This is a genomic window from Stenotrophomonas humi (assembly GCF_001431415.1).
Lineage (GTDB): Bacteria > Pseudomonadota > Gammaproteobacteria > Xanthomonadales > Xanthomonadaceae > Stenotrophomonas > Stenotrophomonas humi.
The window spans coordinates 56,480-81,420 of record NZ_LDJI01000012.1 but is presented as its reverse complement, the minus strand read 5'-3'; the positions used below and the strand labels follow the sequence as shown (position 1 = coordinate 81,420).

The following is a 24,941-nucleotide window of genomic DNA, read 5'->3' as shown; positions in this document are numbered from 1 at the left end:
CGCATGAAGCGTCTTTCCGGGATCACCCCCGCCGAGTACGCGCGTCGCCGCCGGCAACTGATGGAAGCGGCCGGTGACGATGCCATTCTGGTACTGCCGGCTGCACCTGAGCGCGTGCGTAGCCATGACACGTTCTACCCCTACCGGCAGGATTCGGATTTCTGGTACCTGAGTGGGTTCCAGGAGCCGGAGGCGGTGCTGGTGCTGATCCCGGGCCGGCGCCACGGAGAGGCGATCCTGTTCTGTCGCGAGCGCGATCCGGACCGCGAGGCCTGGGATGGCCCGCGCGAAGGTCAGGATGGCGCGGTGGCGCATTACGGCATGGACGATGCGTATCCCATCGAGGACCTGGACGAAATCCTGCCGGGCCTGCTGGAAGGGCGTTCGCGCGTTTATTACCACTTCGGCCGCGATGCGGACTTCGATCTCAAGCTGATCGGCTGGGTGAATCGCGTGCGCTCGCAGGTGCGTCACGGCGCACAGCCGCCGCATGAGTTCCTGGAGCTGGGGCATCTGCTGCACGAGCAGCGGCTGTACAAATCGGTCGATGAAATCGCACTGATGCAGACCGCCGCCGACATCAGCGTGCGGGCACACCGTGCGGCGATGCGTGCTGCGCATGCAGGCATCCACGAATACGAGCTGCAGGCCGAGCTTGAGCGTGAGTTCCGTCGGCACGATGCCTGTGCGGCATACAACAGCATCGTTGGTGCCGGCGCCAATGGGTGCGTGCTGCATTATCGCGACAACCGCAGTGGCAGCCGTGACGGTGACCTGGTGCTGATCGACGCCGGTGCGGAGTATCTCGGCTACGCCAGCGACATCACCCGTACGTTCCCGGTCAATGGCCGCTTCACGCCGGAACAGCGCGCGCTGCATGACCTGGTGTTGGCCGCGCAGGTTGCTGCGCTGGAACAGGCGCAGCCGGGCATCGCCTACGAAGAGGGGCATCTGGCGGCGGTCGAGGTATTGACCGAAGGCCTGTTGCAGCTTGGCTTGCTGAAAGGCGACCTGGAAGAAAACATCCTCGAGCGTCATTACCAGCGCTTTTACCGGCACAAGACCGGGCATTGGCTGGGCCTGGACGTGCACGATGTGGGTGATTACCGGGTGGCCGGTGAGTCGCGGCTGCTGGAGCCGGGCATGGTATTCACCATCGAGCCGGGCTTGTACATCTCGCCGGATGACCGCAGCGTGGAGGCACGTTGGCGTGGCATCGGGATTCGCATCGAGGACGATGTGTTGATCACCGGGGAGGGCCACCGGGTATTGACCGGTGCGCTGGAGCGCAGCGCCGACGAGATCGAGGCGTTCATGGCCGAGCGTTGAGGCGTTCGGTATCTGCGCTGTTTGGGTGAACCCCCGGGTGAGCATCGGCTTCCCGGGGGTTTTTCATGGTCGATGTTCTGCTTTTGCCTTGCTTCGCCTTCTCGTGCATTCCGGATTTCTCAGCTGTTCCTCCTCTGCAGGGGAGGGGCCGAACAAGCGTCAGCGCATCTGGGAAGTGCAGGGGAATGGAGATGCCGGACAAATGAAAGGGCGGAGTCAAAGCTCCGCCCGGTGCCCATGCTTGTCATCTACCCCGGGTGCATTGCGCATCCCGGTACATCATCGCGTTGCTGGCTTCACTTGCTGCGCAGCCACAGAGTCACGCCTGCGCCGCGAATGCCGGCCGGGTGAGGTTGTCGGCTTCGCCGTCGGTGCACAGCACCTCGTCCTCGATGCGCACGCCGCCGTAAGGGCGGAAGAAATCCACGCGGTTCCAGTTCACGCTGGCGGCGTTGCCAGCCTGCTTCACTTCATCCAGCAGCATGTCGATGAAGTACAGGCCCGGTTCGATGGTCACCACCATGCCCGGTTCCAATACACGGGTCATGCGCAGGTACGGGTGCCCGGCCGGGCGCTCGACGCGACCGCCATGCTCGCCTGCGGCAAAACCGGCCACGTCGTGTACCTGCGCGCCGATCAGATGACCGATGCCATGCGGGAAGAGTGCCGCGCTGACGCCGGTGGCCAGGGCCGCTTCCGGGGAGACGTTGATCACCCCGAAATCCTTGAGGATGCCCATCAGCGACAGGTGCGCATCGACATGCAGCTGCTTGTAGTCGAAGCCCGCGCGCACGGCCGCACACATCTTCTGCTGCGCGCTATCGACGGCATCGATCAATGCCTGGAATTCGTCATGACCAGCGCTGGCATAGGTGCGGGTGATGTCGCTGGCATAGCCATGGGCCGATGCGCCAGCGTCGATCAGGAAGCTGCGCAGTGGCTGCGGTGCCTGCTTGCCCAGGTCGGTGTAATGCAGCACGGCCGCATGCTCATTGAGCCCGATGATGTTGCCGTAGGGCAGCTCATTGGCATCCTGGCCGACGGCGCTGCAGTACGCCATGTGGATGTCGAACTCGCTGGCGCCGGCACGGAATGCAGCTTCGGCGGCGCGATGGCCGCGCACGGCATGTGCCTGGGCCTGGCGCATCAGCGCGATTTCGTAGGGCGTCTTGTAGCCGCGGTGCCAATCCAGATGGTTGATGACCACATCGGGATTGTTGGGCACATAGCCGCCCAGCGCACTCTGTGCTTCGCCGAGGATGGCGCAGCGGCTGGGGTCCTTGGGCAGCAGGGCCAGTGCATCTTCCGGTTTGCGGATGATGTGGATGTCGAAATGCTCCACCCACCAGCCGCTGGGGGCGTCCGGCACCACGTGCCAATAGTCGAACGGCTGGTAGAACACCAGGGTCGGCCGCTTGCCGGGGGTGTGGATCAGCCAGCTGTAAGGCAGCTTGGTCAGCGGCAGCCAGGTCTTGAACTGCGGATTGACCGCGTACGGATAGTCGCGGTCGTCAAACACCTGGTAATGCTGGGTGCCACTGGGGATGACCAGATGGTCGAACCCGGCGCGCGCCAGTGCCGTGTCGGCGCGTTCGGTGAGCACGCCCAGGTGCTGGGAATACAGGGTGCCGGGATCTTGCTGGTTCATCGCAGTGGCTCGCTTGCAGGTGCGTGATGCGGAGCCTGCGATTTTGCCGCAATCGGCCGCCTGCCGCTGTGCCGTTTTCGGCACTCAGGCTGGCGGTAGCCGGTCCTCGATCCAGCGTTGCAGCTGCTCGCGCTGGCCCTTGTCCAGGGTCAGGAAACGGAACCCGGCCCACGATTGGTCTGGCGCATGCGTGGGTTCGCACCACAGCAGGTGGACGCCGACGTCGATCTGCAACTGCCCGCCACGGCCGTCGGCAATGGCGAACTGCAGTTGGTACAGGGCATCTTCCTGCAGTGCCACGGAGGTGATCAGCAGCATGCCGGTTTCGGATATGTTGCCGAGCCTGCCGATCTGGGCGCCGGTCATCTGATCGCGTACCGCCACCATTTCGGGGACCTGCAGTCGTGGCGCGCGGCGGGTGTTGGTGATCATGCGGAGTCCCCGGCATTGGAGGCCTGCCCGGCAATCGAGCGCAGGGCGCGCACGGTGGCCTGCCAGGCACGGTCGATCAGGCGGCCACGGTCTTCGGTGACGATGCGCAGCTGGCCCTTGGCCATCAATCGCGACAATGAATCCAGCGAATGCTCGGAGACCTTCTGGCCGCGCTGGTTGACGAACAGCGCGTTGTCGGTGATCAGGCTGTACCACGACAGCCGCTGGCGGCGGTTGTCGCCCTGCTGGTTGACGGTGAATTCAAACCAGGTGCCGAACGGCAGCGTGCGCAGCTGGCGGTGGTGTGCTTCTTCCTCGTCGTTGCGCGCCGGCTGGGCTTTCTTGCGGCGGCCCTCTTCCTCGTCGGGTTCGCCGGCTTCGCCCAGACGCGCGCGCGCCTTGAGCTTGGCGGCCAGCTCGGTGCGGGACACAAGGGAATCTTCACCACCGGGCGTGGACAGCCGGCGCGAAATCGCCGCCGCTTCGTCCTGGTGATAGCCCACCTGCAGCAGCGCCTGTTCGATTTCTTCGCCGAAAGCGGCATCGGCGGCACCGCCGGGCGCCATGCCGGTGATCTCGCTGATGCGGCGGGTCGCCTGCTCGCGCTGCAGCCACTCGTTGGAGCCTTCGCCCTGGCGCAGCAAGGTAAGGGTGAGCACGTCGGCCCAAGCCTTGCGCAACAGCGTCTGTACGAACTTCGGTGGCTCGGTGCTGTGGCACAGCTCGTCGATGGTGTGGTTGGCCAATTGCTTGGCCGCTTCCAGGCGCTCCTTGCCGCGCGCGGCTTCCACCTGGCGGCGTTCGGCCATTTCGGCACGGCGTGCCGCCGCGCGCAGATGGCCCTGGATGTGATCGTTGGCTTCGACGAAGACCGCTTCGTCGCCCTGGTAGTCGGTGACTACCTTGTTGACCGCGTCCTTGAGCTTCAGCAGCAACAGCGGGTCGCTGTCTTCGTCGCTGAGCCAGACCGCGCCGGATTCGGCAACGGCATTGAGCAGCTCGCGCGCCGGGTGCTGGTCGCGCAGGAAGAATTCCTGATCACTGATGGCGGCGCGGGCCAGCGGCACCTGCAGGCGCTGCAGCAGGTCGGCGGCCGGGCCTTCGCTGCGGACTTCGCGTTGCAGCTGGGAATACAGCATGCCCAGCAGGTCCATCGTGTCGGCATCCTGCATCGAGAGTGTCGCGGTCGGGCCATGTTCGGCCTTGACCTGCGACAGCAGCGCGTCGCGGATGTCGGCAATGCTGTGACGGCTGCCGGACGACGCGGCCGGCGCCTGCAGCTTGCCCAAAACGTTCATCGCCACCTGGCTGGACACCGGCATCGCCGGGGCACCCGTGCCGGTACCCGGGGCAGGGCCGATGCCGGGCTGCGCCTGCGCGGCGCCGGGGTGCGGCAGTGAGTTACCTGCGCCGGCAGCGCCCATCATTCCGGCGGAGCCGGAACCCGCAACAGCGGCGACCCCGGCGACACCTGTTCCGGCCGAACCACCGGCGCCATTGCCCGCCATCGTCAGCGCGTGGCGGGCGGCATCCAGCAGGGTGTGCAGGCTTTCCATGCTAGCCGCAGGGCTGGGCCCGCTGCTGGTGGCTGCCGACGGCGAAGCCACCGGGGCGGTGCCGTGCCCGTTCGTGCTGGGCTGGATGACGCCCTGCAGTTCATTGGAAATGTTGGCCCAGGATGCGGCCGGGGCCTGACCTTGCCAGCTGGTCAGTGGTGTCTGGCCTGCGCGGGCCGCCGTGCCACCGGCATCGGCCTGACTGCCTGCAGCGCCGGCGCCACGGGGTGCGGAGGGGCGGGGCAGGTGGGGGCGGTAAACCAGACCGGGCAGCACGCCCTCGCGTTCGAGCAGGATGTTCAGTCGATCGATCAGTTCGGCATGTCGGGCCATCACCAACCGATCAAACACCTGGTACAGCACCAGCTGGGCATCCAGGTTCAGTTGCATCTGTTCGCCGCAATCACGCAGGGCCCGGCACAGTGCATAGGGCCCCAGCGGCAGGCGCTCGGGATCGAACGCCGGCTGCGCCGCCAGCACCGCGAAACGTTGTCCCAGCAGCAGCAACGGACTGGTGACACGGAAGGATTCGCGCCGCGCCATTTCGTGCAGCACGATGTCGCGGTCGATATCGGTGTCTTCGACCAGCGTCATCGATTTGAACGTGGCCGCATGGGCTTCGGCGCTGGGCTTGGGCGGCTCCTTGAATGCCGCCAGCTGCCCGGCCAGGGCATCCAGGAAGATGTCGGGCAGCTGCTCGGCGTGTTCACGCAGCACCCGCAGCTGAGCATACACATCGGACTGGGCCTGGCTGTTGTGGGCCATCTCCGCGCGTTTGAACAAGGCGCGCTCGAAGTCGATGGCGGTCAGCTGCAGCGGGGTGCGCAGGACTTCATCGGCGACCTGGAACGTACTTTCCAACAGTTGACGTACGCGGGCAGGCGCCGGCGTAGCCGCGACCCGAGCCATCGCCTGGCTGGATGAGCGTGGTGCAGTGCCTGACATCCTGATTCCTTCCCCCTTAATGGGCGAGTTCTATCATTTTTGTGATGTGATCACCACTTTGGTGGTGTGCTCACGCCAAGAATAATTCCACTACATCGTTGGTGAAACGGCGACCAAGGTCCGTCGGTACCCAGAGGTCCTTGCTGTTTGCAAGCCAGCCACGGGCAACTGCCGTGTCCAATGCCGGCTGCAGCACGCTGCGTTGCAATCCGGTGCGGGATTCGAAATCGCGCAGGCTGAAGCCTTCGTGCAGTCGCAGCAGGTTGAGCATGTACTCGAACGGCAGCCGGTCCGCACTGATGACATCGTCACCACCGATGGACGCCGCCGTGCCGGCGGTGTCCATGAAGGTCTGCGGGTGCTTGTGCTTCCAGCGGCGCAGCACATGCTGCTCGGCGCCGGAGCTGATCTTGCCGTGCGCGCCGGCACCAATGCCGAGATAGTCGCCGAAGCGCCAGTAATTGAGGTTATGCGCGCACTGGTAGCCATCGCGCGCGTAGGCGCTGACTTCGTAGTGGCCATAACCGGCCTGGGCGAGCAGGGCCTGGCAGTGCTCCTGGATATCCCACGCACTGTCCTCGTCGGGAATGCCCTGCGGCGGTCGCGCGAAGAACACCGTGTTCGGCTCCAGCGTGAGCTGGTAGTGCGAGATGTGGGTGGGGTCCAGCGCGAAGGCACGTTCCAGGTCGTGCTCGGCATGGGCCAGCGTCTGCTGCGGCAGCGCGTACATCAGGTCGATGTTGAAGTTGCGGTAGCCGGCGTCCTGCGCCAGCTTGACCGCGCGCTCGGCTTCGCCACTGTCGTGGATACGGCCCAGGCGCTTGAGCGCCTCATCGTTGAAGGTCTGGATGCCGAAACTGATGCGGTTCACGCCGGCCTGGCGGTAGCGGTCGAAGCGGCCATGCTCGGCAGTGCCCGGGTTGGTCTCCAGCGTCACTTCCAGGTTCGGCGCGAAACGCAGCCGTGCGCTGGCCGCCTGCAGGAAGCGATCGATGGCTTCGGGCGGGAACAGGCTGGGTGTGCCGCCACCAAAGAACACGCTGCTGACGACCCGGCCCCAGACCAGCGGCAGGTCCTGGTCCAGGTCGCGGATCAATGCATCGATGTAGGCATCGAACGGCAGCTCGCCCTTGGCCGCATGTGAGTTGAAATCGCAGTACGGGCATTTGCGCACGCACCATGGCAGATGCACGTAGAGCGCCAGCGGCGGCGGAACCAGCTGCGGGCCGGTGGCATGCCCGTGATCGCCCGAACAGGCTTCGCCGGGCAGGTGGTTGCAGTGGTCGTGGGAGTGCGGCATGGGCGACAGGATGGACGAAGAAGGGGGAAGCGGTGGTGACGCTGGCGTCATTGCCCCGTCAGCAGAATCGGATCGACGAGTGAGCGCGGTTGCGCTCGCAGCACGCTCGCTGCGACATCACGGAACAATGGCGAGGCCCCCTGATAGCTGCCGATCTCGTTGTCCATCAGGCGGTGGCGTGCCGGTCGGCTGCCATTGCGCATGTGCAGATACAGGCCGGAGACCATGGCTTTGCGTTTGTCGGCGAAGTTGTCATAGCGCACTTCGAGTACGTCGGGCAGTGACACCTGGCGCCAACGATGCAGGGTGGCGATGTTGTGGTAACGCAGATGACCGGCGCGTTCATCTAGCACGACACGCTGCCAGATGATCGGCGCGGCAATCAGTGAAAAGAACGCCGCGCAGCCCAGCGCCCAGAGTGGCAGCGCCAGCCAGGACTGTTCGCCGTCATAGGCCAGCAGGCCTCCCAGGATCGCACCGCTGATGCCACCCACAATGGCCACCAATTGCACCAGTGCCATGCGGGTCCTGTAGCGACGTACCGTCATCCGATGATCTCCCTGGTCAATCGAATCTGCGTTGGATCAGCTGCTGCTTGAGTTGCTGCAGGGCGATGGCGCGGTGGCTGATGGTGTTCTTCAGCGTCGGCTCCATCTGCGCGGCAGTCAGGCCGTGCACCGGATCGAAGAACACCGGGTTATAGCCAAAGCCGTTGCTGCCGCGAAGCTCATCGATGATGTGGCCTTCCCAGCTGCCTTCGCAGATCAGCGGTTGCGGATCGCTGGCATGGCGCAGCAGCACGATCACCGCATAGAAACGCGCGCTGCGACGGTCGACCGGGACATCACGCAGCGCGTCGAGCAGCTTGGCGTTGTTGGCGGCATCGTCGGTGGGGCTGCCGGCGTAGCGTGCGCTGTACAGGCCGGGGGCGCCGTCCAGTGCGTCAACGATCAGGCCGGAGTCGTCGGCCAGCGCGGGCAGGCCGGTGACCTCGCAGGCATGACGTGCCTTGATCAGCGCGTTCTCGACGAAGGTCAGGCCGGTTTCCGGCACATCACCGACGCCGAGCTCGGCCTGCGGCACGATCTGCAGCGGCAGGTCGGCGAGCATGGCCTGCAGTTCCTTCAATTTGCCGGCGTTGCCGCTGGCCAGTACCAGTTTCATTGCGTGGGCTCCAACAAATCCCAGGTGTTGCCGTACAGGTCGCGGAACACCGCGACCGTGGCATAGGGTTCTTCGCGTGGCGCTTCGAGGAATTCCACGCCGCGTTCGATCATTGCGGCGTGGTCGCGCCAGAAGTCATCGGTGTTCAGGAAGAAGCCGACGCGGCCGCCGGTCTGGTTGCCGATGCGGCTGCGTTGTTCCTCGTCGCTGGCGCGGGCCAGCAACAGCGCGGCGGCGCGGTTGTCGGTCGGGCCGACCACGACCCAGCGCTTGCGGCCCTGGTCGATGTCTTCCAGCAGCTGGAAGCCCAGCTTGCCGGTGTACCAGGCAATCGCCTCGTCGTAGTCGGCGACTACCAGCGTGACCAGGGCGATGCGCCGGCTCATGCCTGCGTCAATGCCGCCTGCTGGGCGTCGAACAGCTCGCGGATGCCCTTTTCGGCCAGCACCAGCAGCGCGTCCAGTTCATCGCGACGGAAAGCATGGCCCTCGGCGGTGCCCTGCAGCTCGATGAAGCCGCCGCCGTCGTTCATGACGACGTTCATGTCGGTATCGCAATCGCTGTCTTCGGCGTAATCCAGGTCCAGCACCGGCTCACCCTTGTACACGCCGACCGACACCGCCGCGACCGCGCCGAAGATCGGGTTGCGCTTGATGTCGCCGCGCTTGAGCAGCACGTTCACCGCGTCCACCAGTGCCACATAGGCGCCGGTGATGGCCGCGGTACGGGTGCCGCCATCGGCCTGCAGCACATCGCAGTCCAGGGTGATGGTGCGCTCGCCCAGCGCATTGCGGTCGATGCAGGCGCGCAGGGTGCGGCCGATCAGGCGCTGGATTTCCAGCGTGCGGCCGCCCTGCTTGCCACGCGCCGCTTCACGGTCCGAGCGGGTGTGGGTGGCGCGCGGCAGCATGCCGTATTCGGCGGTGACCCAGCCCTCGCCCTTGCCACGCAGGAAACCCGGTACGCGGTTTTCGATGCTGGCGGTGCACAGCACGCGGGTGTCACCGAAGCTCACCAGCACCGAGCCTTCGGCATGGCGGGTGAAGGCGCGTTCGATGGTGACGGTGCGCAGCTGATCGGCCTGGCGGCCGCTGGGACGGGAAAAGGTCATGGGAAGTCCGGATTGCGAAGGTGTGCAGGGGGCGCCCGGGCGGTCAATTGGCCAGCGTCCGGGGGCGCCTAGGGTACCATTCGCCCTTTGCAACGCACCGGAATTCCACATGATTCGAAGCATGACTGCCTATGCCGGCGGTGAACGTGTCACGCCCTGGGGCACCCTCGGCTGCGAGATGCGCTCGGTCAACCACCGTTTCCTGGAAGTGGGGGTACGGCTGCCGGAAGAACTGCGCGCGCTGGAGCCGCAGCTGCGCGAACGCGTGGCCGGGCGGATCAGCCGCGGCAAGCTGGATCTGGTGATGCGCCTGCGGGTGCCTGAGGCGGCTGCGACGCTGAACGTCAACAACGCGCTGGTCGAGCAGCTGGGCGATCTGGCCCTGCGCCTGCACTCACGCTTTCCGGGCATGCGGGTGCAGTTCACCGAACTGCTGCAGTACCCCGGCGTGCTGCGCACGGAGGCCACCGACGCCGCCGCGCTGCAGGCTGAGGCGATGGCCCTGCTGGACGAGGTGCTGAATGGCTTCGTGGATTCCCGCGAGCGTGAAGGCGACAAGTTGGCCACGGCCATCAGCGAGCGCGTGGACAGCATCGAGCGCATCGCCGCCGAGGTGCATGAGCTGATCCCGCTGATCCGGGAAGGGCAGCGCGCCAAGCTGGCTGCCCGCCTGGCCGACCTGCCGCATCCGGTTGACCCGGGCCGCGCCGAGCAGGAGCTGGTGATGTGGCTGCAGAAGCTCGACGTGGACGAAGAACTGGACCGTTTGAACAGCCACATCAGCGAAATCCGCCGTGTGCTCAAGCAGCGCGAGCCGGTCGGTCGCCGCCTGGACTTCCTGCTGCAGGAGTTCAATCGCGAATCCAATACGCTGGGCTCCAAGTCGGTGGACAGCCGCACCTCCAACGCCTCGGTGGAGCTGAAAGTGCTGATCGACCAGATCCGCGAACAGGTGCAGAACATCGAGTAAGCGCGTGCCGGGTGTTGCTGCCCGCGCAGGCGCCGAGCCGAGTGCAGGAGCCGAGCCCTTTTCCGGTTCTGTGCAGGATCGAAGCCCCTCGCCCGCGTGCGGAAGAGGGGCTGGGGTGAGGGCAGCTTTTAGCTTCCAAAGCCAGAGGCTTCCCGCATCCGCCCCTCCGGGGCACCTCGCTCCGCGCCCCAGCCCAGCGCAGGGCACTGGGCGTTCAGTCTTGGACGAGTCAATGACTCGTAAGCAACAATCCCTAACCCGCAGGCGGGAGAAGGGATACTTCCCATCAACTTGCTGCAGGAGCGCAGGGGCTTCCGCGTTCCGGCCCAGGCTGCCGCATCGAGCTTCCAGCAATGCCCGCCCATGACGGTTCGGACGGGCCCCCGCCAACCGCGTGATATCCTTCGCTGCCATTTCAAGTGGCCCAGCGGTTCCATGCGCGGAACTCTCTACATCGTCGCCGCCCCGTCCGGGGCTGGCAAAAGCAGCATCGTCAACGCCACGCTGGCGCGCGATCCGCATATTTCCCTGTCCATCTCCTTCACCTCGCGGGCCATGCGCCCGGGCGAGGAGAATGGCAAGCACTACCACTTCGTCAGCGCCGCCGAGTTCGAGCGGATGATCGCTGCCGGTGATTTCTTCGAACACGCGCTGGTGCACGGCGACTGGAAGGGCACCGCCCGGCAGTCGGTCGAGCCGCAGCTGGCCTCGGGCAAGGACGTGCTGCTGGAGATTGACTGGCAGGGCGCCCGACAGGTGCGTGACAAGGTGGCTGGCGCGGTCAGCGTCTTCATCCTGCCGCCATCGCGACAGGCGCTGGATGAGCGCATGCGCAAGCGGGGGCAGGACAGCGAGGCCGTCATGGCCCAGCGCCTGGCCGCCGCCCGTGAGGAGATGCTGCATTACGACGAGTTCGACTACGTCATCGTCAACGAGGATTTCGACACCGCCGTAGGCGAAATGTGCGCGATTTTCGCCGCCAGCCGCCTGCGTCGGGAACCCCAACAACAGCGTCATGCCCAGCTGATTGCCTCGTTGTTGGACCCGGAAAGCCAAGCAAGCGATTGATTCGCAAGGGCCTGTTCAGGCGTCGACTTGATTTCCGACCGGGCCAGCCCCTACAATCCGTCCCCTTTCCCTCATTCGTTCGAGCGGCCGTGCAGGTCGCCGGGAGCCCGCATGGCCCGCATTACCGTAGAAGATTGCCTGGAAGTCGTTAACAACCGTTTCGAGCTGGTCATGATGGCGTCCAAGCGCGCCCGCCAGTTGGCCAATGGTGTCCAGGCGACCATCGACAACAGCGAAACCGAGGACAAGCCGACCGTGTTGGCGCTGCGCGAAATCGCCGCCCGCAAGATCGACAACACCTTGATCGAGGAAGTCGAGAAGGCCGAGCGCGAGCGCATCGAGCGTGAAGCGCTGGAGTGGGCCGCCGCTGAAGTGGTCGCCGACGAAGACATGTCCAAGAACGACGAGTGATCGCCTAGATCAAACGCGTCACTGGATGTCTGGAACAGCCCGCCTTGTGCGGGCTGTTCTGCTTTGTAGGGTTTGCCGAAGTACGCCCGCTGGAATAGTCTTCCGGCATGAACCCAGGCCCCACCGCCCAGGTAGCCACGCCAGCGGGCGGGGCGGTACCTGACTATGTACTCCAACTCGAACGCGCAGCCAGCTACCTGCCCGCCGAGCAGCTGCCGTTGCTGCGTCGTGCCTGGGAAGTCGGCGCCTCCGCGCATGCGGGCCAGACCCGCAAGTCCGGCGAGCCCTATATCACCCACCCGGTCGCCGTGGCGCGCATCCTGGCCGAGCTCGGCCTGGATGTGGAAGCGCTGATCGCTGCGATCCTGCACGACACGATCGAGGACACCCCGCTCACCGGCGAGGAGCTGGCCGGCGAGTTCGGTCAGGCCGTGGCCGACCTGGTGGATGGCGTCACCAAGCTGGACAAGCTCAAGTTCCGCGACCGGCAGGAAGCGGCGGCCGAGAGCTTCCGCAAGATGCTGCTGGCGATGTCGCGCGACCTGCGCGTGATCATGATCAAACTGGCTGACCGCCTGCACAACATGCGCACCCTGGGCGCGCAGAGTGCCGAGGCGCGGCGCCGCATCGCCCTGGAAACGCTGGACATCTACGCGCCCATCGCCCAGCGCCTGGGCATGAACCTGATCAAGTCCGAGTTGCAGAACCTGGGCTTCCGCGCGCTGTATCCGTGGCGTCACGCCATCATCGAGAAGCACATCCGCAGCCAGCCGGTGGTGCGGCGTGAGTCGATGGCGCAGGTGGAAGTGCAGCTGTCGCAGCGTCTGGCGCGCGAAGGGCTGGAGCACCGCCTGATCAGTCGCATCAAGACGCCCTGGAGCATCTACACCAAGATGCACGAGGAGAACAAAAGCTTCGACCAGGTGATGGATGTCTTTGGCTTCCGCCTGGTCGTGCGCAACGTGCCCAACTGCTATCACGCACTGGGCGCGGTGCATGCCACGTTCAAACCGCTGGACGGGCGATTCCGTGACTTCATCGCCATTCCCAAGGCCAACGGTTACCAGTCGTTGCACACGGTGCTGTTCGGGCCGTATGGCTCGCCGATCGAAGTGCAGATCCGCACCGAGGAAATGGACCTGATCGCCGAACGCGGCGTGGCCGCGCACTGGACCTACAAATTCGGCGGTGACACGCCCAACAGTGCGCAGAGCCGTGCGCATGCGTGGATCGTGGACCTGATCGACTCGCAGCGCACCGCCGGTTCGTCGCTGGAGTTCCTGGACAACGTCAAGGTCGATCTGTTCCCTGACGAGGTCTATCTGTTCACGCCCAAGGGCAAGATCCTGGCGCTGCCGCGCAACTCCACCGCGCTGGATTTTGCCTATGCGGTGCATACCGATGTGGGCAACCGCGCGGTGGCCTCGCGCGTGGACAAGAAACTGGTGCCGTTGCGCACGCGTCTGGTGAGCGGGCAAAGCGTGGAGATCATCACCGCGCGCTCGGCCTCGCCCAAGCCGCAGTGGCTGGAATTCGTGGTCAGCAGCAAGGCGCGCACCGCCATCCGCCACCAGCTCAAACAGCTCGAACACGAAGACGCGGTGCAGCTGGGCCACAGCATGCTCGACCGCGCGCTGGAAGCGATGGACAGCTCCATCGAACGCCTGCCCAAGGGGCGTCTGGATGCGTTCCTCAACGAACACCGTTATCCGCGTCTGGAAGCGTTCCTGGCCGACGTGGCGCTGGGCAACTGGATGCCGACGCAGGCTGCGCAGGCGCTCATGGCCCATGCCGAACTGCGCGGCGGCATCGGTCACGCCAGCCGCATGCAGGAGAAGATCCTGATCAACGGCAGCGAGCGTGGCGTGGTCAGCTTCGCCAACTGTTGTCAGCCCATTCCCGGCGACGACATCATGGGTTACCACACGGCCGGCAAGGGCATCGTGGTGCACCGTCTGGATTGCCCGAACCTGGCCGAGCTGCGCAAGACGCCGGACCGCTGGGTGCCGATTGGCTGGGACACCAGCGTGGTCGGCGACTACGACACCGCACTGGTGGTGGAAGTGGAGAACGGCACCGGCGTGCTGGCGCAGTTGGCTGCGGCCATCGCGCAGAGCCATTCCAACATCGAGCGCGTGGATTACCTGGACCGCGATTTCAATGCGGCGGTGCTGTGCTTCAACATCCAGGTCCGTGACCGCAATCACCTGGCGGAAGTGATGCGTCGCCTGCGCAGGTTGTCGGTGGTGCAGTCAGTGCGCCGGCAGTAAGTCGGCCGCGCGGAAGGCTTAGCTGATCCATTGCCGAGCCATGCTTGGCAGGCGGTTGCTGCGCCAGTACTCCAGCGCCGCATGGCGGCGCTCTTCCGGTGGACCTGCGAATGCCGCGCGGCGCCCGCATGTTTTCCACAATCGATGTGCGGCAATGCACGCACAAGATGTGGATAACCGCCGGCAGCCCTTGCGGGGCGGGGCTCTTCAAAGTGTGGTGAAAATTTATCCAGTTGCTTGCGAAAGCTTCGCGGGCTGGGGTGACGCTGGTTTTGTAGTACGGCTTAAGCCGCGAAGCCAATGAAGGCCGCGATCGCCGGATCACCCGCAATCGCAGATTGATCGATGGCGACAGAATCGTCAGCCTCGCGGCTTGAGCCGCTCCTGCAAGGAGCGTTGGCCGGGCTTTCATCTGGCAGGCACGGTTTTCCACAATGCATGTGCGGTACCCGGCGCAGAAGTTGTGGATAAGGTGCGCGGGCCTTTGCGGGGCGGGCTTCTCCAGAGGGTGGTGAAGATTTGTCCATGTGCATGATTGGCAGGGCCCGGTGCCGGTCGGTGCCATGGGCGGGCGCTACAATGGCCAACCTTTTCCCCAGTGGAGCTGTCCATGTCCCGCCAGATCATCAACACCGCCAACGCCCCGGCCGCCATCGGCCCGTATTCGCAGGCCGTGCGCGCCGGCAACACCGTGTATTTCTCCGGCCAGATCCCGCTGGACCCGGCCACCGGTGACATCGTCGCCGGCGACGTGACCGCGCAGGCCCGCCGTGCGTTCGACAACCTCAAGGCCGTGGCCGAAGAAGCCGGCGGTTCGCTGGACAAGATGGTCCGCCTGGGCCTGTACCTGACCGACCTGGGCGAGTTCGCCAAGGTCAATGCGGTGATGCAGGAGTACTTCCAGGCGCCGTTCCCGGCCCGTTCCACCATCGAAGTGTCGGGCCTGCCGAAGGGCGCCGCGTTCGAAGTCGATGCGGTGATGATCCTCGACTGATCGGGCATCAGGCCAGATGGCGCCGGGTCTCGCTCGGCGTCTGTCCGGTCCAGCGTTTGTACGCGCGCCTGAACTCGCGCGCGTCGTTGAAACCCAGCTGATTGCCGATGGCGGAAATCGCCAGCTCGGCGTCCTGCAGCAGCTCCAGCGCACGTTCGCTGCGCACGCGGTCATGCACTTCGCTGAAGCTGGTTTCCTCGTCGGCCAACTGCCGGCGCAGGGTGCGTTCACTCAGGTGCAGGGCCAGCGCTACCTCACTCATCTGTGGGTTGTCGCGCAATTGTGGACGCAGCAGGCGTTCCACCGCCGCGGTGGTTTCGCCGCGCGATGACAGCGTGGCCAACTGCGCGCGGCACAATGACAAGGCCTGCTGCGAGGTCACCGGGTTGTAGCTGGCAAAGGGCAATTCCATCCAGTGCCGTCCCAACACCATCGCGTGGCGGGGTTGTTCGAATTGAATGTCGCAGCGGAACAGCGTGCGGTACTTCTCCGCGTGCGGTGGCGTCGGATAGCCCAGCTCCAGTCGCAACGGGGCGAACGTGTCACCGGCCAGTTCGCGGCCCAACATCAGGATGCTGGAGAACATCTCCTCGCACAGGAACGGCAGCAGGTCATGCGCCTCTTCCGGTGCGGTGGCGATGACGGCCAGGGTCTGATCGTCCTGGTCTTCCAGACACAGCGCCATCAATGGGCCGAGATTGCGCTGGTAATCCAGCCCGATCCGCACTGCATCGCCGAAGGTGGGTGCGGTTTTCATGGCCAAACCCAACAGGCCGAAGTTGCCGCCGTTCTGGTTGCCGCCCATGGCCAGGCCAACGCCGTCGATGGGAAGGGTGGGCAAGGCGCGGCGGATCACCTCGATCGCCTGCCGATAGGAAATACGGGTCAGCGGATCGTTGAGTTGCTCAATGCTCAGGCGTTGCCCCGCCAGCCAGTTTTCACTGTTGACGTTGTACTCGGCGGCGAGCAGTAGCAGCCCGCACAGCATGTTGGTTGGAACGTTGGCGATGGACAGCCGGTCGCCATTTCCTGATTTCCGATGCATCGAAGCCCCCTCAAGCTTGTCCGCTTTACCCCCCCAAGTATGCCGGTCTTGCCCTTCGCGTGAACACTTCCTGAAGCCCAGACTGCATCCCACCATCTGCAGGCGTATGGGGAGAGGATTCATGCAGCGCAGCATTACCTTGGCGATTGCCGCCACATTGAGTGTGTTGGCGGCCGGCTGCCAGAAGCAGGCGGCACAGGGCCCGGAGGTCGCTGCGGCGGACGGGGCATTTGCGGCCACGCTGCAGGAACGCCTGCTTGATGCCAAGCCGGGCGACGTGATCGACATCCCCGCCGGCAAGCATCAGTTCGAGCGCAGCCTGAGCCTGCGCGCCGACGGCGTCACCATCCGTGGTGCCGGCATGGACAAGACCGTACTGAGCTTCAAGGGTCAGAAGGCCGGTGCCGAGGGCCTGCTGGTCAATGGCGACAACTTCACCATCGAGAACCTCACCATCGAGGATTCCAAGGGCGACGGGCTGAAGATCAGCGAGTCCGAACACATCACCATCCGTGGCATCAAGGTGCAGTGGACCGGCGGGCCCAGCACCAAGAACGGCGCCTATGGCATCTACCCGGTGCTGACAAAAAACGTGCTGATCGAGAACACCATCTCCATCGGCGCTTCCGACGCCGGCATCTACGTCGGCCAGTCCGACGGCGTGATCGTGCGCAACAGCCGCGCCGAGCAGAACGTGGCCGGCATCGAGGTGGAAAACACCCGCAATGCCGACGTGTACGACAACGTGGCAACCGGCAACACCGGCGGCATCCTGGTGTTCAACATGCCGGGCCTGTCGCAGCAGGGCGCCAACATCCGCGTGTTCAACAACAAGGTCATCGCCAACAACCACGCCAACTTCGGTGCCAAGGGCACGCCGGTGGCCAGCGTGCCGGCGGGGTCGGGCATCGTCATCAACTCCAACGATGACATCGAGGTCTTCGACAACGAGGTGCGTGACAACGCCACCACCAACATCATCATCTCCAGCGTGTACTCCACCGGCTACAAGGACAGCAGCGCATCGCCAAACTTCGATCCGTACCCCGAGCGCATCTACGTGCACAACAACACCTTGTCCGGTGGTGGCGATTCACCGGACGGGTTCGACCTGAAGGCGCTGAAAGTGGCGATGTATGGCTTGACCGGTAACTTCCCGGACGTGTTGTGGGATGGCTACTACAACAAGGAACGTATGGTGGATGGCGTCAAGACCGGCCCGCAGATCTGCCTGCGCAACGTCAATGGGGTGGTGAACGCCGATGGTCCGGGGGGCTACAAGAACCCGAGCAAGGATGCCAAGCCGTTCGACTGCGAGCTGCCGCGTCTGCCGGCCATCGACCTCAAGCGTGGTTGAGGGCTTGGCATGCAGAAGTTGATGGTGCGGATGGGGGTATTGGCCGGGCTGCTGTTGGCGCTGGCTGGATGTAGCAAGCCGCCGGTGCAATTTTTCGCCGATGGGCAACCGCCGACGCTGGATGAGTGGCATGTGCTGCGCATCGATGGCGGCAAGCTGCGGCTCAATGAAGGCGTGGTGCCGTACGACCTGAACACGCCGCTGTTCAGCGATTACGCGCACAAGCTGCGTACGGTGTGGATGCCGAAGGGGCAAGCCGCTGGCTATCAACCCGAGCATGCCTTTGACTTCCCGGTCGGCACCATTCTCAGCAAGACCTTCTACTACCCGCTGCCGGCCACTGGCGCTGCGGACGGCAAGTCGGTCGCGCGCACGCCGCCGTCGCAGTCGGTGCTGCAGGATGAAAGCCTGGATCTGTCAAAGGTGCGGCTGATCGAAACCCGGCTGCTGGTGCATCGCAAGGAAGGATGGGTGGCGCTGCCCTATGTGTGGAACCGCGAGCAGACGGCGGCCACGCTCCAGCGCACCGGCGCAACCGTGGAACTGGAGCTGGTGGATGACGCCGGCGCGCGCGAAGCGTTCTCGTATCAGGTACCGGACCAGAACCAATGCGGCGGCTGCCACATCACCGACAACCGTTCGCGCAAGCTGTTGCCGATCGGGCCGAAGGCGCGTCACCTGAATCGCGATTTCGATTATGCCGACGGGCGCGAGAACCAATTGGCGCATCTGGCGCGGGTGGGCTATCTCTCGGGTGTGCCGGCCGCTGCACAACTGCCGCATCTGGCCGATGCCACCAACCCACAAGCGCCGCTGGAAGCGCGTGCGCGTGCCTATCTGGACGTGAATTGTGGCCATTGCCACAGCCGCACCGGCCCCGCCATCACGTCGGGGTTGTGGCTGGATGCGCCGACCAATGACCTTCTCAAGCTGGGCCATTGCAAGCAGCCCATCGCGGCAGGCAAGGGCACCGGCAATCGGCTGTATGACGTGCTGCCGGGCGACGCCGATGCGTCGATCATCGCCTACCGCATGGACAGCGATGATGCGGCGGTGATGATGCCGGAAGTGGGCAGGGCGGTAGTTCACAAGGAAGGCGTGGCTTTGATCCGCGAATGGATCAACGCGCTGGAAGGAAGTTGCGATACGACGGCCGGCGCGGTGCCGGTCAACAAGACGGGACCGCCGGCCATCTGAGCCGGCTTTCACCCACTGCTTTGGGAGAGAGGCGATGCGAGTGAAACAACGGAGTCTGGTAACAGGCGTGCAGCGGGCGATTGCCGGGCTGATGGTGTTGGGAGCGAGCGGGACGGCGATGGCGCAGTCGGCCACGGAGGATGCGGCCACCACACTGGATCGGATCACCGTCACTGCGCAGAGCAGGCAGCAGGAAATACAGGATGTGCCGATTGCACTGCAGGTAGTGGACCAGAACCTGCTCAGCGACGTGGCCGCCGAGAACCTCGGTGACATCGATTCGCTCGTGCCTGGCCTGGTGATCAGCGCGGTGCAGCCAACCCAGCCCTCGTTCCGGCTGCGCGGCGTGGAGACCGACGACTTCGGTATCGGTACCGACCCGGCAGTGGGCATCTTCGTCGATGGTGTTTATGGTGGGCGTGGCGGTGGCGTGCTGCTGCCCTTCGTCGATGTGGAGCGGATCGAGGTGCTGAAGGGGCCGCAGGGTACCTTGTTCGGCCGCAATACCGCTGCCGGCGCGATCTCACTGGTCACCCGCCGGCCACAGGCCGAGACCGAGGCGCGCGCCACCGTACGTGTGGGCAACTACGGCAAGAAGTACGCCGATGCGATGTGGAACATCCCCACCGGTGAGAATTCCGCGCTGCGCTTCAATGCCTTGATAAACAACAGTGATGGTTGGTTCCAGGATGGTGCCACCGGCAAGGACCTGGGCGGCGAGAATGTCTGGGCCACGCGCGCTGCCTGGCAGACCCGCTTCGGCGACAACACAACGGCCTATGTCACCTGGGACCATGAAAGCCTGGACCAGAATGGCCGCGTTACAACTGGCATCGTGGCGCTGCCGGCCTACCCGCAGCGGCCACCGGTGCCGGTGGATCCGGATGACTATCTCGACCCGCGCAAGGTCAAGACGTACAGCGATGCCGACAACGCCGAATGGCGCACCTTCGACGGTGTCAGTCTGATCGTCGATCACGCGCTGACGTGGGGCAACTTCACTTCCACCAGTTCCTGGCGTCAATACGACTCCACCAACCACACCGAGGAAGACGGCACCAACCGTTTCGACCTGTATGTGGACTCGGTCAATACCGAGAACAACGAGACCTTCTACCAGGAGTTCAAGTTCTCCGGCAGCAACGAGCGCTTCGACTGGGTGGCCGGTGCCAGCTATTTCAACGAGGACGCGCGGCAGACCAGTGAGGTCAATACCAATACCGAGGCGGTGGACAACATCGTGCGCAACATGGGCATCGCGCCGACACCAGATGGCAGCCTGTTCGGATTCACCTCGATGCTGGCGCAGATGAACGGCATTCCGATTTCACTGGTCGGCGAGAAGTGGAACGAACGCTTCAACAACACCCTGGACACCACCTCCTATGCGGTGTTTGGTGATGTGATCTGGAAAGCCACCGATCGCCTCAACCTGACCTTCGGCCTGCGTTACACCCGTGACGAGAAGGACTTCAGCTGGCTCAATACGCCGCGCAATGCACCGGGGCTGGAGGCCAAGCTTGGCGCGCTGGAGGCACTGGGCTTCTTCCAGGCACTGGCCGGCATGGGTATTCCGATCACCCGCGAGCTGCTGACCTTTGACATGGCTTTCATCGATCCACCGGCGATGGTCAACAAGGGCAAGCTGGTACGCGACAAGAAGAGCTGGAGTGACTGGAGCCCGCGCTTCGTTGTCGACTACCACCTCAATGACGACACCATGGTGTTCGGCTCACTGGCCAAGGGTTACAAGGCCGGTGGCTTCAATGCGCTGCAGATCGGCCCGGCCTTCGAGAACGAGGACGTCTGGAACCTGGAAATCGGCCTGAAGCAGAGCTTCGATCGCTTCTCCTACAACGTCTCCGTCTTCCATTACCAATATGACAACCGCCAGGCGATCCGCCTGATCGATCCGGATCCGACCAACCCGGTCGATATCCCGGTCTATGTGTTCGATACCAGCGATCTGGAGGCCACCGGCGTGGACTTCGACATGCGCTGGAAGGTCACCGAGGGCCTCACTCTGGATGCGGCGGCCGAATGGATAGATTCCAAGTACAAGAACTACGTGACGCCGGAAGGCGTTGATCTGGACGGGGCTCCGACCGGCGAGCCGCGTTTCACTGCGTCCGCTGGCGCGGTGTACGTGGCTGATCTGGGCGGCAATGGTCAGCTGCGCTTCTCGCTGCGCCAGGCCTATCGCGGCGCCACCCGCTGCAACGCCGGTTCCGACCTGCAGGGCGATTGCGGTATCAGCAAGGTGCTCAACATTGGTGAATCACAACAGCGCACCGACGTACGCGTGGGCTGGACCTCACCGCTGAAGCACTGGAACTGGGCGGTGTATGCCAACAACGTGTTCGACAAGCAGTACGTGCGCGGCCTGAACACCTACGGACACGATCCGCTGGGCGTGGTTGGCGCCACCATCACCGATCCGCGCACCTACGGCCTGGAAATGACGGTGAAGTTCTAACGCAATGCCGCTTGAGCCCCTCTCCCGCAAGCAGGAGAGGGGTTGGGGTGAGGGCAGTCTTCCCGGCGCAATCACAGACTGCCCGGCCTCAGGCTTTCAACACTGTTGGGGAAAGGAAACCCCGGCGTCTTAGGGCGTCGGGGTTTCTGTTTTGTGTCCGGGACGGCATTCTTGTCGCATGTCTGCCCGCCGTGATGCCGTTTCCCTTGATCTGTCTGCCGAACCTCTCAGTCATCTGACGGGCGTGGGGCCGCGGGTGGCCGCCAAGCTGGAAGCACGGGGGCTGACCACGCTGCAGGATCTGTGGCTGCATCTGCCACTGCGTTACGAGGACCGCACCACGCTGCTGCCCATCCGTGCCTTGAAGGCTGGCATTGCGGCGCAGGTGGAAGGCCGCGTTGAAGCGGTGGAGCGCGGCTTCCGCTATCGCCCGGTGCTGCGCGTTGCGGTGAGCGACGACTCCGGCGCCACGCTGGTACTGCGTTTCTTCCATTTCCGGGCCGCGCAGGTGGCACAGTTCGCTGTGGGCACGCGGCTGCGCTGCTACGGCACGCCACGCCCGGGTCAGCATGGTCTGGAGATCGTCCATCCCAGCTACCGCGTGCTGGGCGATGGCGAAGATGCCGGACTCGGCGATGTGCTCGATCCCATCTATCCGGCGGTGGAGGGCATTGGCCCGGCCAGTCTGCGCAAGCTGATCAGTCAGGCGTTGGATCGGCTGCCCGACGCTGCCACACTGGAACTGCTGCCGCCCGCGCTGCTGGCCGATCTCAACCTGCCATCGCTGCATGACGCGATGCTGGCCATGCACCGCCCGCCGGCGGGCGCCGACATCGCGGCACTGTCAGCCGGCACGCACCCGGCACAACAGCGTCTGGCGATGGAAGAACTGCTCGCCCACCATCTCAGCCTGCGTCGGCAGCGCATCGCCCTGCAGCAGCATCGCGCCCCGTCCCTGCGTGGCCGCGACGGGCTGGTGAAAGCCCTGCTTGAGTCCCTGCCATTTCGGCTCACCGGCGCGCAGCAGCGTGTGTTCGATGAGATCCGCAAGGATCTGGCGCGCGCACATCCGATGCTGCGTCTGGTGCAGGGCGATGTCGGTTCGGGCAAGACCGTGGTCGCCGCCCTGGCGGGCATGCTGGCGGTGGAGCGCGGCAAGCAGGTCGCGCTGGCCGCGCCGACCGAGCTGTTGGCCGAGCAGCATCTGCTCAATCTGCGTGCATGGCTGGAGCCACTGGGCGTGCGCGTGACCTGGCTGGCCGGCAAGGTCACCGGCAAGGCGCGCAGCAAGGTGCTGGAGGAGGTCGCGTCCGGCCATGCGCAGGTGGTGGTGGGGACGCATGCCCTGATGCAGGAGGCGGTGGTGTTCAACGATCTGGCGCTGGCCATCGTCGATGAGCAGCATCGCTTCGGTGTGCACCAGCGTCTGGCCTTGCGCGACAAGGGCGCCAGCGCCGGCATCGTGCCGCATCAACTGGTGATGACCGCCACGCCGATTCCCCGCACCCTGGCGATGGCTGCGTATTCCGATCTGGACGTGTCGGCCATCGACGAGCTGCCACCGGGGCGCACACCGGTGCAGACCATCGTCATCAGTGCCGAGCGCCGCCCCGAATTGGTCGAACGCATCCGCGTCGCCTGCCAGCAGGGGCGGCAGGTCTACTGGGTGTGCACCCTGATCGATGAAAGTGATGAAGTAGTCGCAACGGCCGCACAGAACACCTTCGAAGCGTTGTCCGCGCAATTGCCGGAACTGCGCGTCGGCCTGGTGCACGGGCGGATGAAGGCGGCCGAGAAGCAAGCGGCGATGCAGTCCTTCAAATCCGCCCAGACCGACCTGCTGGTCGCCACCACCGTCATCGAGGTTGGCGTGGATGTACCCAATGCCTCCTTGATGATCATCGAGAATGCCGAGCGTCTTGGCCTGGCCCAGCTGCACCAGCTGCGCGGGCGCGTGGGGCGCGGTGCGACGGCGTCCAGCTGCGTGCTCATGTACCAGGCGCCGCTGTCCAACATGGCGCGTGAGCGTCTGGAAACCATGCGGCATACCTCCGATGGCTTCCTGATCGCCGAGAAGGACCTGGAACTGCGCGGTCCCGGCGAACTGCTGGGGACGCGCCAGACCGGTCTGGCCGAGTTCCGCGTGGCCGACCTGGCCCGCGATGCCGGCATGCTGCCGATGGTGCATGCCCTGTCCGAGCGGCTGCTGGTTGAGTCCCCGGAGCTGGCCGACCGCATCGTTCGCCGCTGGATTGGCGGCGCGGTGCGCTATGCATCGGCATGACGCATCGGCCTGATCGTGTGCTTCCACTGTCATGGTTGAGATGACAGACTCCATTGCCAACCAGAGTGAAGCAGAAGATGAGCAAGAAGATACCGTTGCTGATTGATACCGACCCGGGCGTTGACGATGCATTGGCGCTGTTGATGGCCTTTGCCGACGACCGCCATGACGTGGTCGGATTGACGGTGGCGGCAGGTAACGTTGGGCTGGACTACACCGTGCGCAACGCATTGAAGCTGTGCGAAGTGGCCGGCCGCGACGATGTGCCGGTGTTCGCCGGTACGCCTGATCCGCTGGTATATCCGGCCGAAGATGCGGCCCACGTCCACGGCCGCGATGGCTTCGGTGACGTGGACCTGACGCCCAGCGCTCGCAAGGCCGAAGCCGAACACGCCGCACTGGCGATCCTGCGTCTGTCGCATGTCCATGCTGGCGAGTTGACCCTGGTCGCACTGGGGCCGCTGACCAACATCGCACTGGCGCTCAAGCTCGACCCGACCTTGCCGCAGCGCTTGAAGCGCTTCCTGGTGATGGGCGGGGCGATCAACGGTCACGGCAACATCACCCCGGTGGCCGAGTTCAACATCGCCTTTGATCCGGAAGCGGCGCACATCGTGTTCAGCGCGTTCCCGCATACCGAAGTCGCCGACTGGGAAGCGACCATCGCCCACGGCCTGATGCATCGTGACGTGGAGAAGTGGTTGGCGGCCGATACCGACAAAGCGCGCTTCTACGAGTTGATTTCGCGCAAGACCCGTCTGTGGTCGGAAGACAGTCGCGGCGAATACTGGTACGCCGCCGACGCCCTGGCGATGGCCTGGGCACTGCAGCCGGAAGGTGGCATCCATGTGGAGCAGCGCCCGTTGTCGATCGAACTGACCGGCAACCGCAGCCGTGGCGCCACGGTGGTGGACTGGAACCGCCAGACCGGCGCCCCGGACAACACCACCTTGTTGATCGGCTATGACCAGGGCCGGTTCGAGGCCCAGGTACGCGGCGCATTGGGCCTCTGAGGTCCGCGCCAAATCCCGGCTTGCCTTCCTGAGCGGGCCGGGACTATAATGCCGCTCTTGACCACCAGCCCATACGGTGCGAGCCCATGAAGGCCGATATCCATCCTGATTACCACAACGTCGTGTTTCATGACGTCACTTCCGATTTCAAGTTCCTGACCCGTTCGACCATGTCCTCCAAGGACACGGTCAAGTGGGAAGATGGCGAAGAGTATCCGCTGATCAAGGTGGAAATCTCCTCGGCTTCGCATCCGTTCTATACGGGCAAGCACAAGGTCATCGACACCAGCGGTCGTATCGACAAGTTCCAGAAGCGCTACGCGCGCTAATAGAGCTGTTGTTGTCCGCAAGAGCAACGGCCGCGATCTTCG

At 64.6% G+C, this 24,941-nt stretch carries 21 protein-coding genes; 12 read left to right on the top strand and 9 right to left on the bottom strand.

Annotated elements, in window-relative coordinates:
- Positions 1 to 3 precede the first annotated feature (3 nt).
- On the top strand, positions 4 to 1,329 hold the full coding sequence (gene pepP / locus ABB26_RS06650; RefSeq protein WP_057632900.1) for a Xaa-Pro aminopeptidase: 1,326 nt from the start codon (positions 4 to 6) through the stop codon (positions 1,327 to 1,329).
- A 319-nt stretch (positions 1,330 to 1,648) separates the two neighbouring features.
- On the opposite strand, the gene pepQ is transcribed toward pepP, so the two are convergent.
- The 8 genes from pepQ to rph all read right to left on the bottom strand — a co-directional run bounded on the left by pepQ (position 1,649) and on the right by rph (position 9,485).
- Positions 1,649 to 2,977, bottom strand: a complete 1,329-nt coding sequence (gene pepQ, locus ABB26_RS06645) for a Xaa-Pro dipeptidase (RefSeq protein WP_057632899.1) — start codon at positions 2,975 to 2,977, stop codon at positions 1,649 to 1,651.
- 84 nt (positions 2,978 to 3,061) lie between these two features.
- Positions 3,062 to 3,409, bottom strand: coding sequence for a PilZ domain-containing protein (locus ABB26_RS06640; RefSeq protein WP_057632898.1), 348 nt, complete (start codon positions 3,407 to 3,409; stop codon positions 3,062 to 3,064).
- Positions 3,406 to 5,910, bottom strand: coding sequence for a DUF1631 domain-containing protein (locus ABB26_RS06635; RefSeq protein WP_057632897.1), 2,505 nt, complete (start codon positions 5,908 to 5,910; stop codon positions 3,406 to 3,408). The genes ABB26_RS06640 and ABB26_RS06635 overlap by 4 nt, the downstream gene beginning before the upstream one ends.
- Positions 5,911 to 5,980: 70 nt before the next feature.
- On the bottom strand, positions 5,981 to 7,210 hold the full coding sequence (gene hemW / locus ABB26_RS06630) for a radical SAM family heme chaperone HemW (protein WP_057632896.1): 1,230 nt from the start codon (positions 7,208 to 7,210) through the stop codon (positions 5,981 to 5,983).
- Between the two features lie 47 nt (positions 7,211 to 7,257).
- On the bottom strand, positions 7,258 to 7,758 hold the full coding sequence (locus ABB26_RS06625; protein ID WP_057632895.1) for a hypothetical protein: 501 nt from the start codon (positions 7,756 to 7,758) through the stop codon (positions 7,258 to 7,260).
- Between the two features lie 16 nt (positions 7,759 to 7,774).
- Positions 7,775 to 8,374, bottom strand: coding sequence for an RdgB/HAM1 family non-canonical purine NTP pyrophosphatase (gene rdgB / locus ABB26_RS06620; RefSeq protein ID WP_057632894.1), 600 nt, complete (start codon positions 8,372 to 8,374; stop codon positions 7,775 to 7,777).
- Complete coding sequence (locus ABB26_RS06615) at positions 8,371 to 8,760, bottom strand: VOC family protein (protein ID WP_057632893.1); 390 nt, start codon at positions 8,758 to 8,760, stop codon at positions 8,371 to 8,373. The genes rdgB and ABB26_RS06615 overlap by 4 nt, the downstream gene beginning before the upstream one ends.
- Positions 8,757 to 9,485, bottom strand: coding sequence for a ribonuclease PH (rph, locus tag ABB26_RS06610; protein WP_057632892.1), 729 nt, complete (start codon positions 9,483 to 9,485; stop codon positions 8,757 to 8,759). The genes ABB26_RS06615 and rph overlap by 4 nt, the downstream gene beginning before the upstream one ends.
- 109 nt (positions 9,486 to 9,594) lie before the next feature.
- Between rph and ABB26_RS06605 the strand changes: the two genes are divergently transcribed.
- From ABB26_RS06605 to ABB26_RS06585, 5 genes are all read left to right on the top strand, one after another.
- Positions 9,595 to 10,455, top strand: coding sequence for a YicC/YloC family endoribonuclease (locus tag ABB26_RS06605; protein ID WP_057632891.1), 861 nt, complete (start codon positions 9,595 to 9,597; stop codon positions 10,453 to 10,455).
- A gap of 435 nt (positions 10,456 to 10,890) precedes the next feature.
- Positions 10,891 to 11,523 carry a guanylate kinase gene (gene gmk, locus ABB26_RS06600; protein ID WP_057632890.1) on the top strand — a complete coding sequence of 211 codons (633 nt, stop codon included), beginning with the start codon at positions 10,891 to 10,893 and terminating at the stop codon, positions 11,521 to 11,523.
- 111 nt (positions 11,524 to 11,634) lie between these two features.
- The gene (gene rpoZ, locus ABB26_RS06595) at positions 11,635 to 11,934 is read left to right on the top strand and encodes a DNA-directed RNA polymerase subunit omega (protein WP_057632889.1); all 300 of its coding nucleotides are present in this window, start codon (positions 11,635 to 11,637) and stop codon (positions 11,932 to 11,934) included.
- Between the two features lie 107 nt (positions 11,935 to 12,041).
- Positions 12,042 to 14,204, top strand: a complete 2,163-nt coding sequence (locus tag ABB26_RS06590; protein ID WP_057632888.1) for a RelA/SpoT family protein — start codon at positions 12,042 to 12,044, stop codon at positions 14,202 to 14,204.
- 610 nt (positions 14,205 to 14,814) lie between these two features.
- Entirely contained in the window at positions 14,815 to 15,198 is a 384-nt protein-coding gene (locus ABB26_RS06585; protein WP_057632887.1) for a RidA family protein, read from the top strand.
- A 7-nt stretch (positions 15,199 to 15,205) separates the two neighbouring features.
- Here the strand turns inward: ABB26_RS06585 and ABB26_RS06580 are convergent, their stop codons facing one another.
- Complete coding sequence (locus tag ABB26_RS06580; RefSeq protein ID WP_057632886.1) at positions 15,206 to 16,243, bottom strand: AraC family transcriptional regulator; 1,038 nt, start codon at positions 16,241 to 16,243, stop codon at positions 15,206 to 15,208.
- A gap of 121 nt (positions 16,244 to 16,364) precedes the next feature.
- Between ABB26_RS06580 and ABB26_RS06575 the strand changes: the two genes are divergently transcribed.
- From ABB26_RS06575 to ABB26_RS06550, 6 genes are all read left to right on the top strand, one after another.
- Positions 16,365 to 17,600 carry a parallel beta-helix domain-containing protein gene (locus ABB26_RS06575; protein WP_057632885.1) on the top strand — a complete coding sequence of 412 codons (1,236 nt, stop codon included), beginning with the start codon at positions 16,365 to 16,367 and terminating at the stop codon, positions 17,598 to 17,600.
- 9 nt (positions 17,601 to 17,609) lie between these two features.
- Positions 17,610 to 18,797 carry an SO2930 family diheme c-type cytochrome gene (locus tag ABB26_RS06570; protein WP_057632884.1) on the top strand — a complete coding sequence of 396 codons (1,188 nt, stop codon included), beginning with the start codon at positions 17,610 to 17,612 and terminating at the stop codon, positions 18,795 to 18,797.
- A gap of 34 nt (positions 18,798 to 18,831) precedes the next feature.
- On the top strand, positions 18,832 to 21,273 hold the full coding sequence (locus tag ABB26_RS06565) for a TonB-dependent receptor (RefSeq protein WP_083490713.1): 2,442 nt from the start codon (positions 18,832 to 18,834) through the stop codon (positions 21,271 to 21,273).
- A 178-nt stretch (positions 21,274 to 21,451) separates the two neighbouring features.
- Positions 21,452 to 23,557: an ATP-dependent DNA helicase RecG gene (gene recG, locus ABB26_RS06560; RefSeq protein ID WP_057632882.1), complete on the top strand. Its 2,106-nt coding sequence runs from the start codon at positions 21,452 to 21,454 to the stop codon at positions 23,555 to 23,557.
- Positions 23,558 to 23,634: 77 nt separating this feature from the next.
- Entirely contained in the window at positions 23,635 to 24,570 is a 936-nt protein-coding gene (locus tag ABB26_RS06555) for a nucleoside hydrolase (protein WP_057632881.1), read from the top strand.
- A gap of 86 nt (positions 24,571 to 24,656) precedes the next feature.
- On the top strand, positions 24,657 to 24,899 hold the full coding sequence (locus tag ABB26_RS06550) for a type B 50S ribosomal protein L31 (protein WP_054667367.1): 243 nt from the start codon (positions 24,657 to 24,659) through the stop codon (positions 24,897 to 24,899).
- Positions 24,900 to 24,941 lie beyond the last annotated feature (42 nt).

Bases quoted from the DNA above. Each gene is read 5' to 3' on its own strand.
- pepP (WP_057632900.1), top strand. From the start codon at position 4: ATGAAGCGTCTTTCCGGGATCACCCCCGCCGAGTACGCGCGTCGCCGC.
- pepQ (WP_057632899.1), bottom strand. From the start codon at position 2,977: ATGAACCAGCAAGATCCCGGCACCCTGTATTCCCAGCACCTGGGCGTG.
- ABB26_RS06640 (WP_057632898.1), bottom strand. From the start codon at position 3,409: ATGATCACCAACACCCGCCGCGCGCCACGACTGCAGGTCCCCGAAATG.
- ABB26_RS06635 (WP_057632897.1), bottom strand. From the start codon at position 5,910: ATGTCAGGCACTGCACCACGCTCATCCAGCCAGGCGATGGCTCGGGTC.
- hemW (WP_057632896.1), bottom strand. From the start codon at position 7,210: ATGCCGCACTCCCACGACCACTGCAACCACCTGCCCGGCGAAGCCTGT.
- ABB26_RS06625 (WP_057632895.1), bottom strand. From the start codon at position 7,758: ATGACGGTACGTCGCTACAGGACCCGCATGGCACTGGTGCAATTGGTG.
- rdgB (WP_057632894.1), bottom strand. From the start codon at position 8,374: ATGAAACTGGTACTGGCCAGCGGCAACGCCGGCAAATTGAAGGAACTG.
- ABB26_RS06615 (WP_057632893.1), bottom strand. From the start codon at position 8,760: ATGAGCCGGCGCATCGCCCTGGTCACGCTGGTAGTCGCCGACTACGAC.
- rph (WP_057632892.1), bottom strand. From the start codon at position 9,485: ATGACCTTTTCCCGTCCCAGCGGCCGCCAGGCCGATCAGCTGCGCACC.
- ABB26_RS06605 (WP_057632891.1), top strand. From the start codon at position 9,595: ATGATTCGAAGCATGACTGCCTATGCCGGCGGTGAACGTGTCACGCCC.
- gmk (WP_057632890.1), top strand. From the start codon at position 10,891: ATGCGCGGAACTCTCTACATCGTCGCCGCCCCGTCCGGGGCTGGCAAA.
- rpoZ (WP_057632889.1), top strand. From the start codon at position 11,635: ATGGCCCGCATTACCGTAGAAGATTGCCTGGAAGTCGTTAACAACCGT.
- ABB26_RS06590 (WP_057632888.1), top strand. From the start codon at position 12,042: ATGAACCCAGGCCCCACCGCCCAGGTAGCCACGCCAGCGGGCGGGGCG.
- ABB26_RS06585 (WP_057632887.1), top strand. From the start codon at position 14,815: ATGTCCCGCCAGATCATCAACACCGCCAACGCCCCGGCCGCCATCGGC.
- ABB26_RS06580 (WP_057632886.1), bottom strand. From the start codon at position 16,243: ATGCATCGGAAATCAGGAAATGGCGACCGGCTGTCCATCGCCAACGTT.
- ABB26_RS06575 (WP_057632885.1), top strand. From the start codon at position 16,365: ATGCAGCGCAGCATTACCTTGGCGATTGCCGCCACATTGAGTGTGTTG.
- ABB26_RS06570 (WP_057632884.1), top strand. From the start codon at position 17,610: ATGCAGAAGTTGATGGTGCGGATGGGGGTATTGGCCGGGCTGCTGTTG.
- ABB26_RS06565 (WP_083490713.1), top strand. From the start codon at position 18,832: ATGCGAGTGAAACAACGGAGTCTGGTAACAGGCGTGCAGCGGGCGATT.
- recG (WP_057632882.1), top strand. From the start codon at position 21,452: ATGTCTGCCCGCCGTGATGCCGTTTCCCTTGATCTGTCTGCCGAACCT.
- ABB26_RS06555 (WP_057632881.1), top strand. From the start codon at position 23,635: ATGAGCAAGAAGATACCGTTGCTGATTGATACCGACCCGGGCGTTGAC.
- ABB26_RS06550 (WP_054667367.1), top strand. From the start codon at position 24,657: ATGAAGGCCGATATCCATCCTGATTACCACAACGTCGTGTTTCATGAC.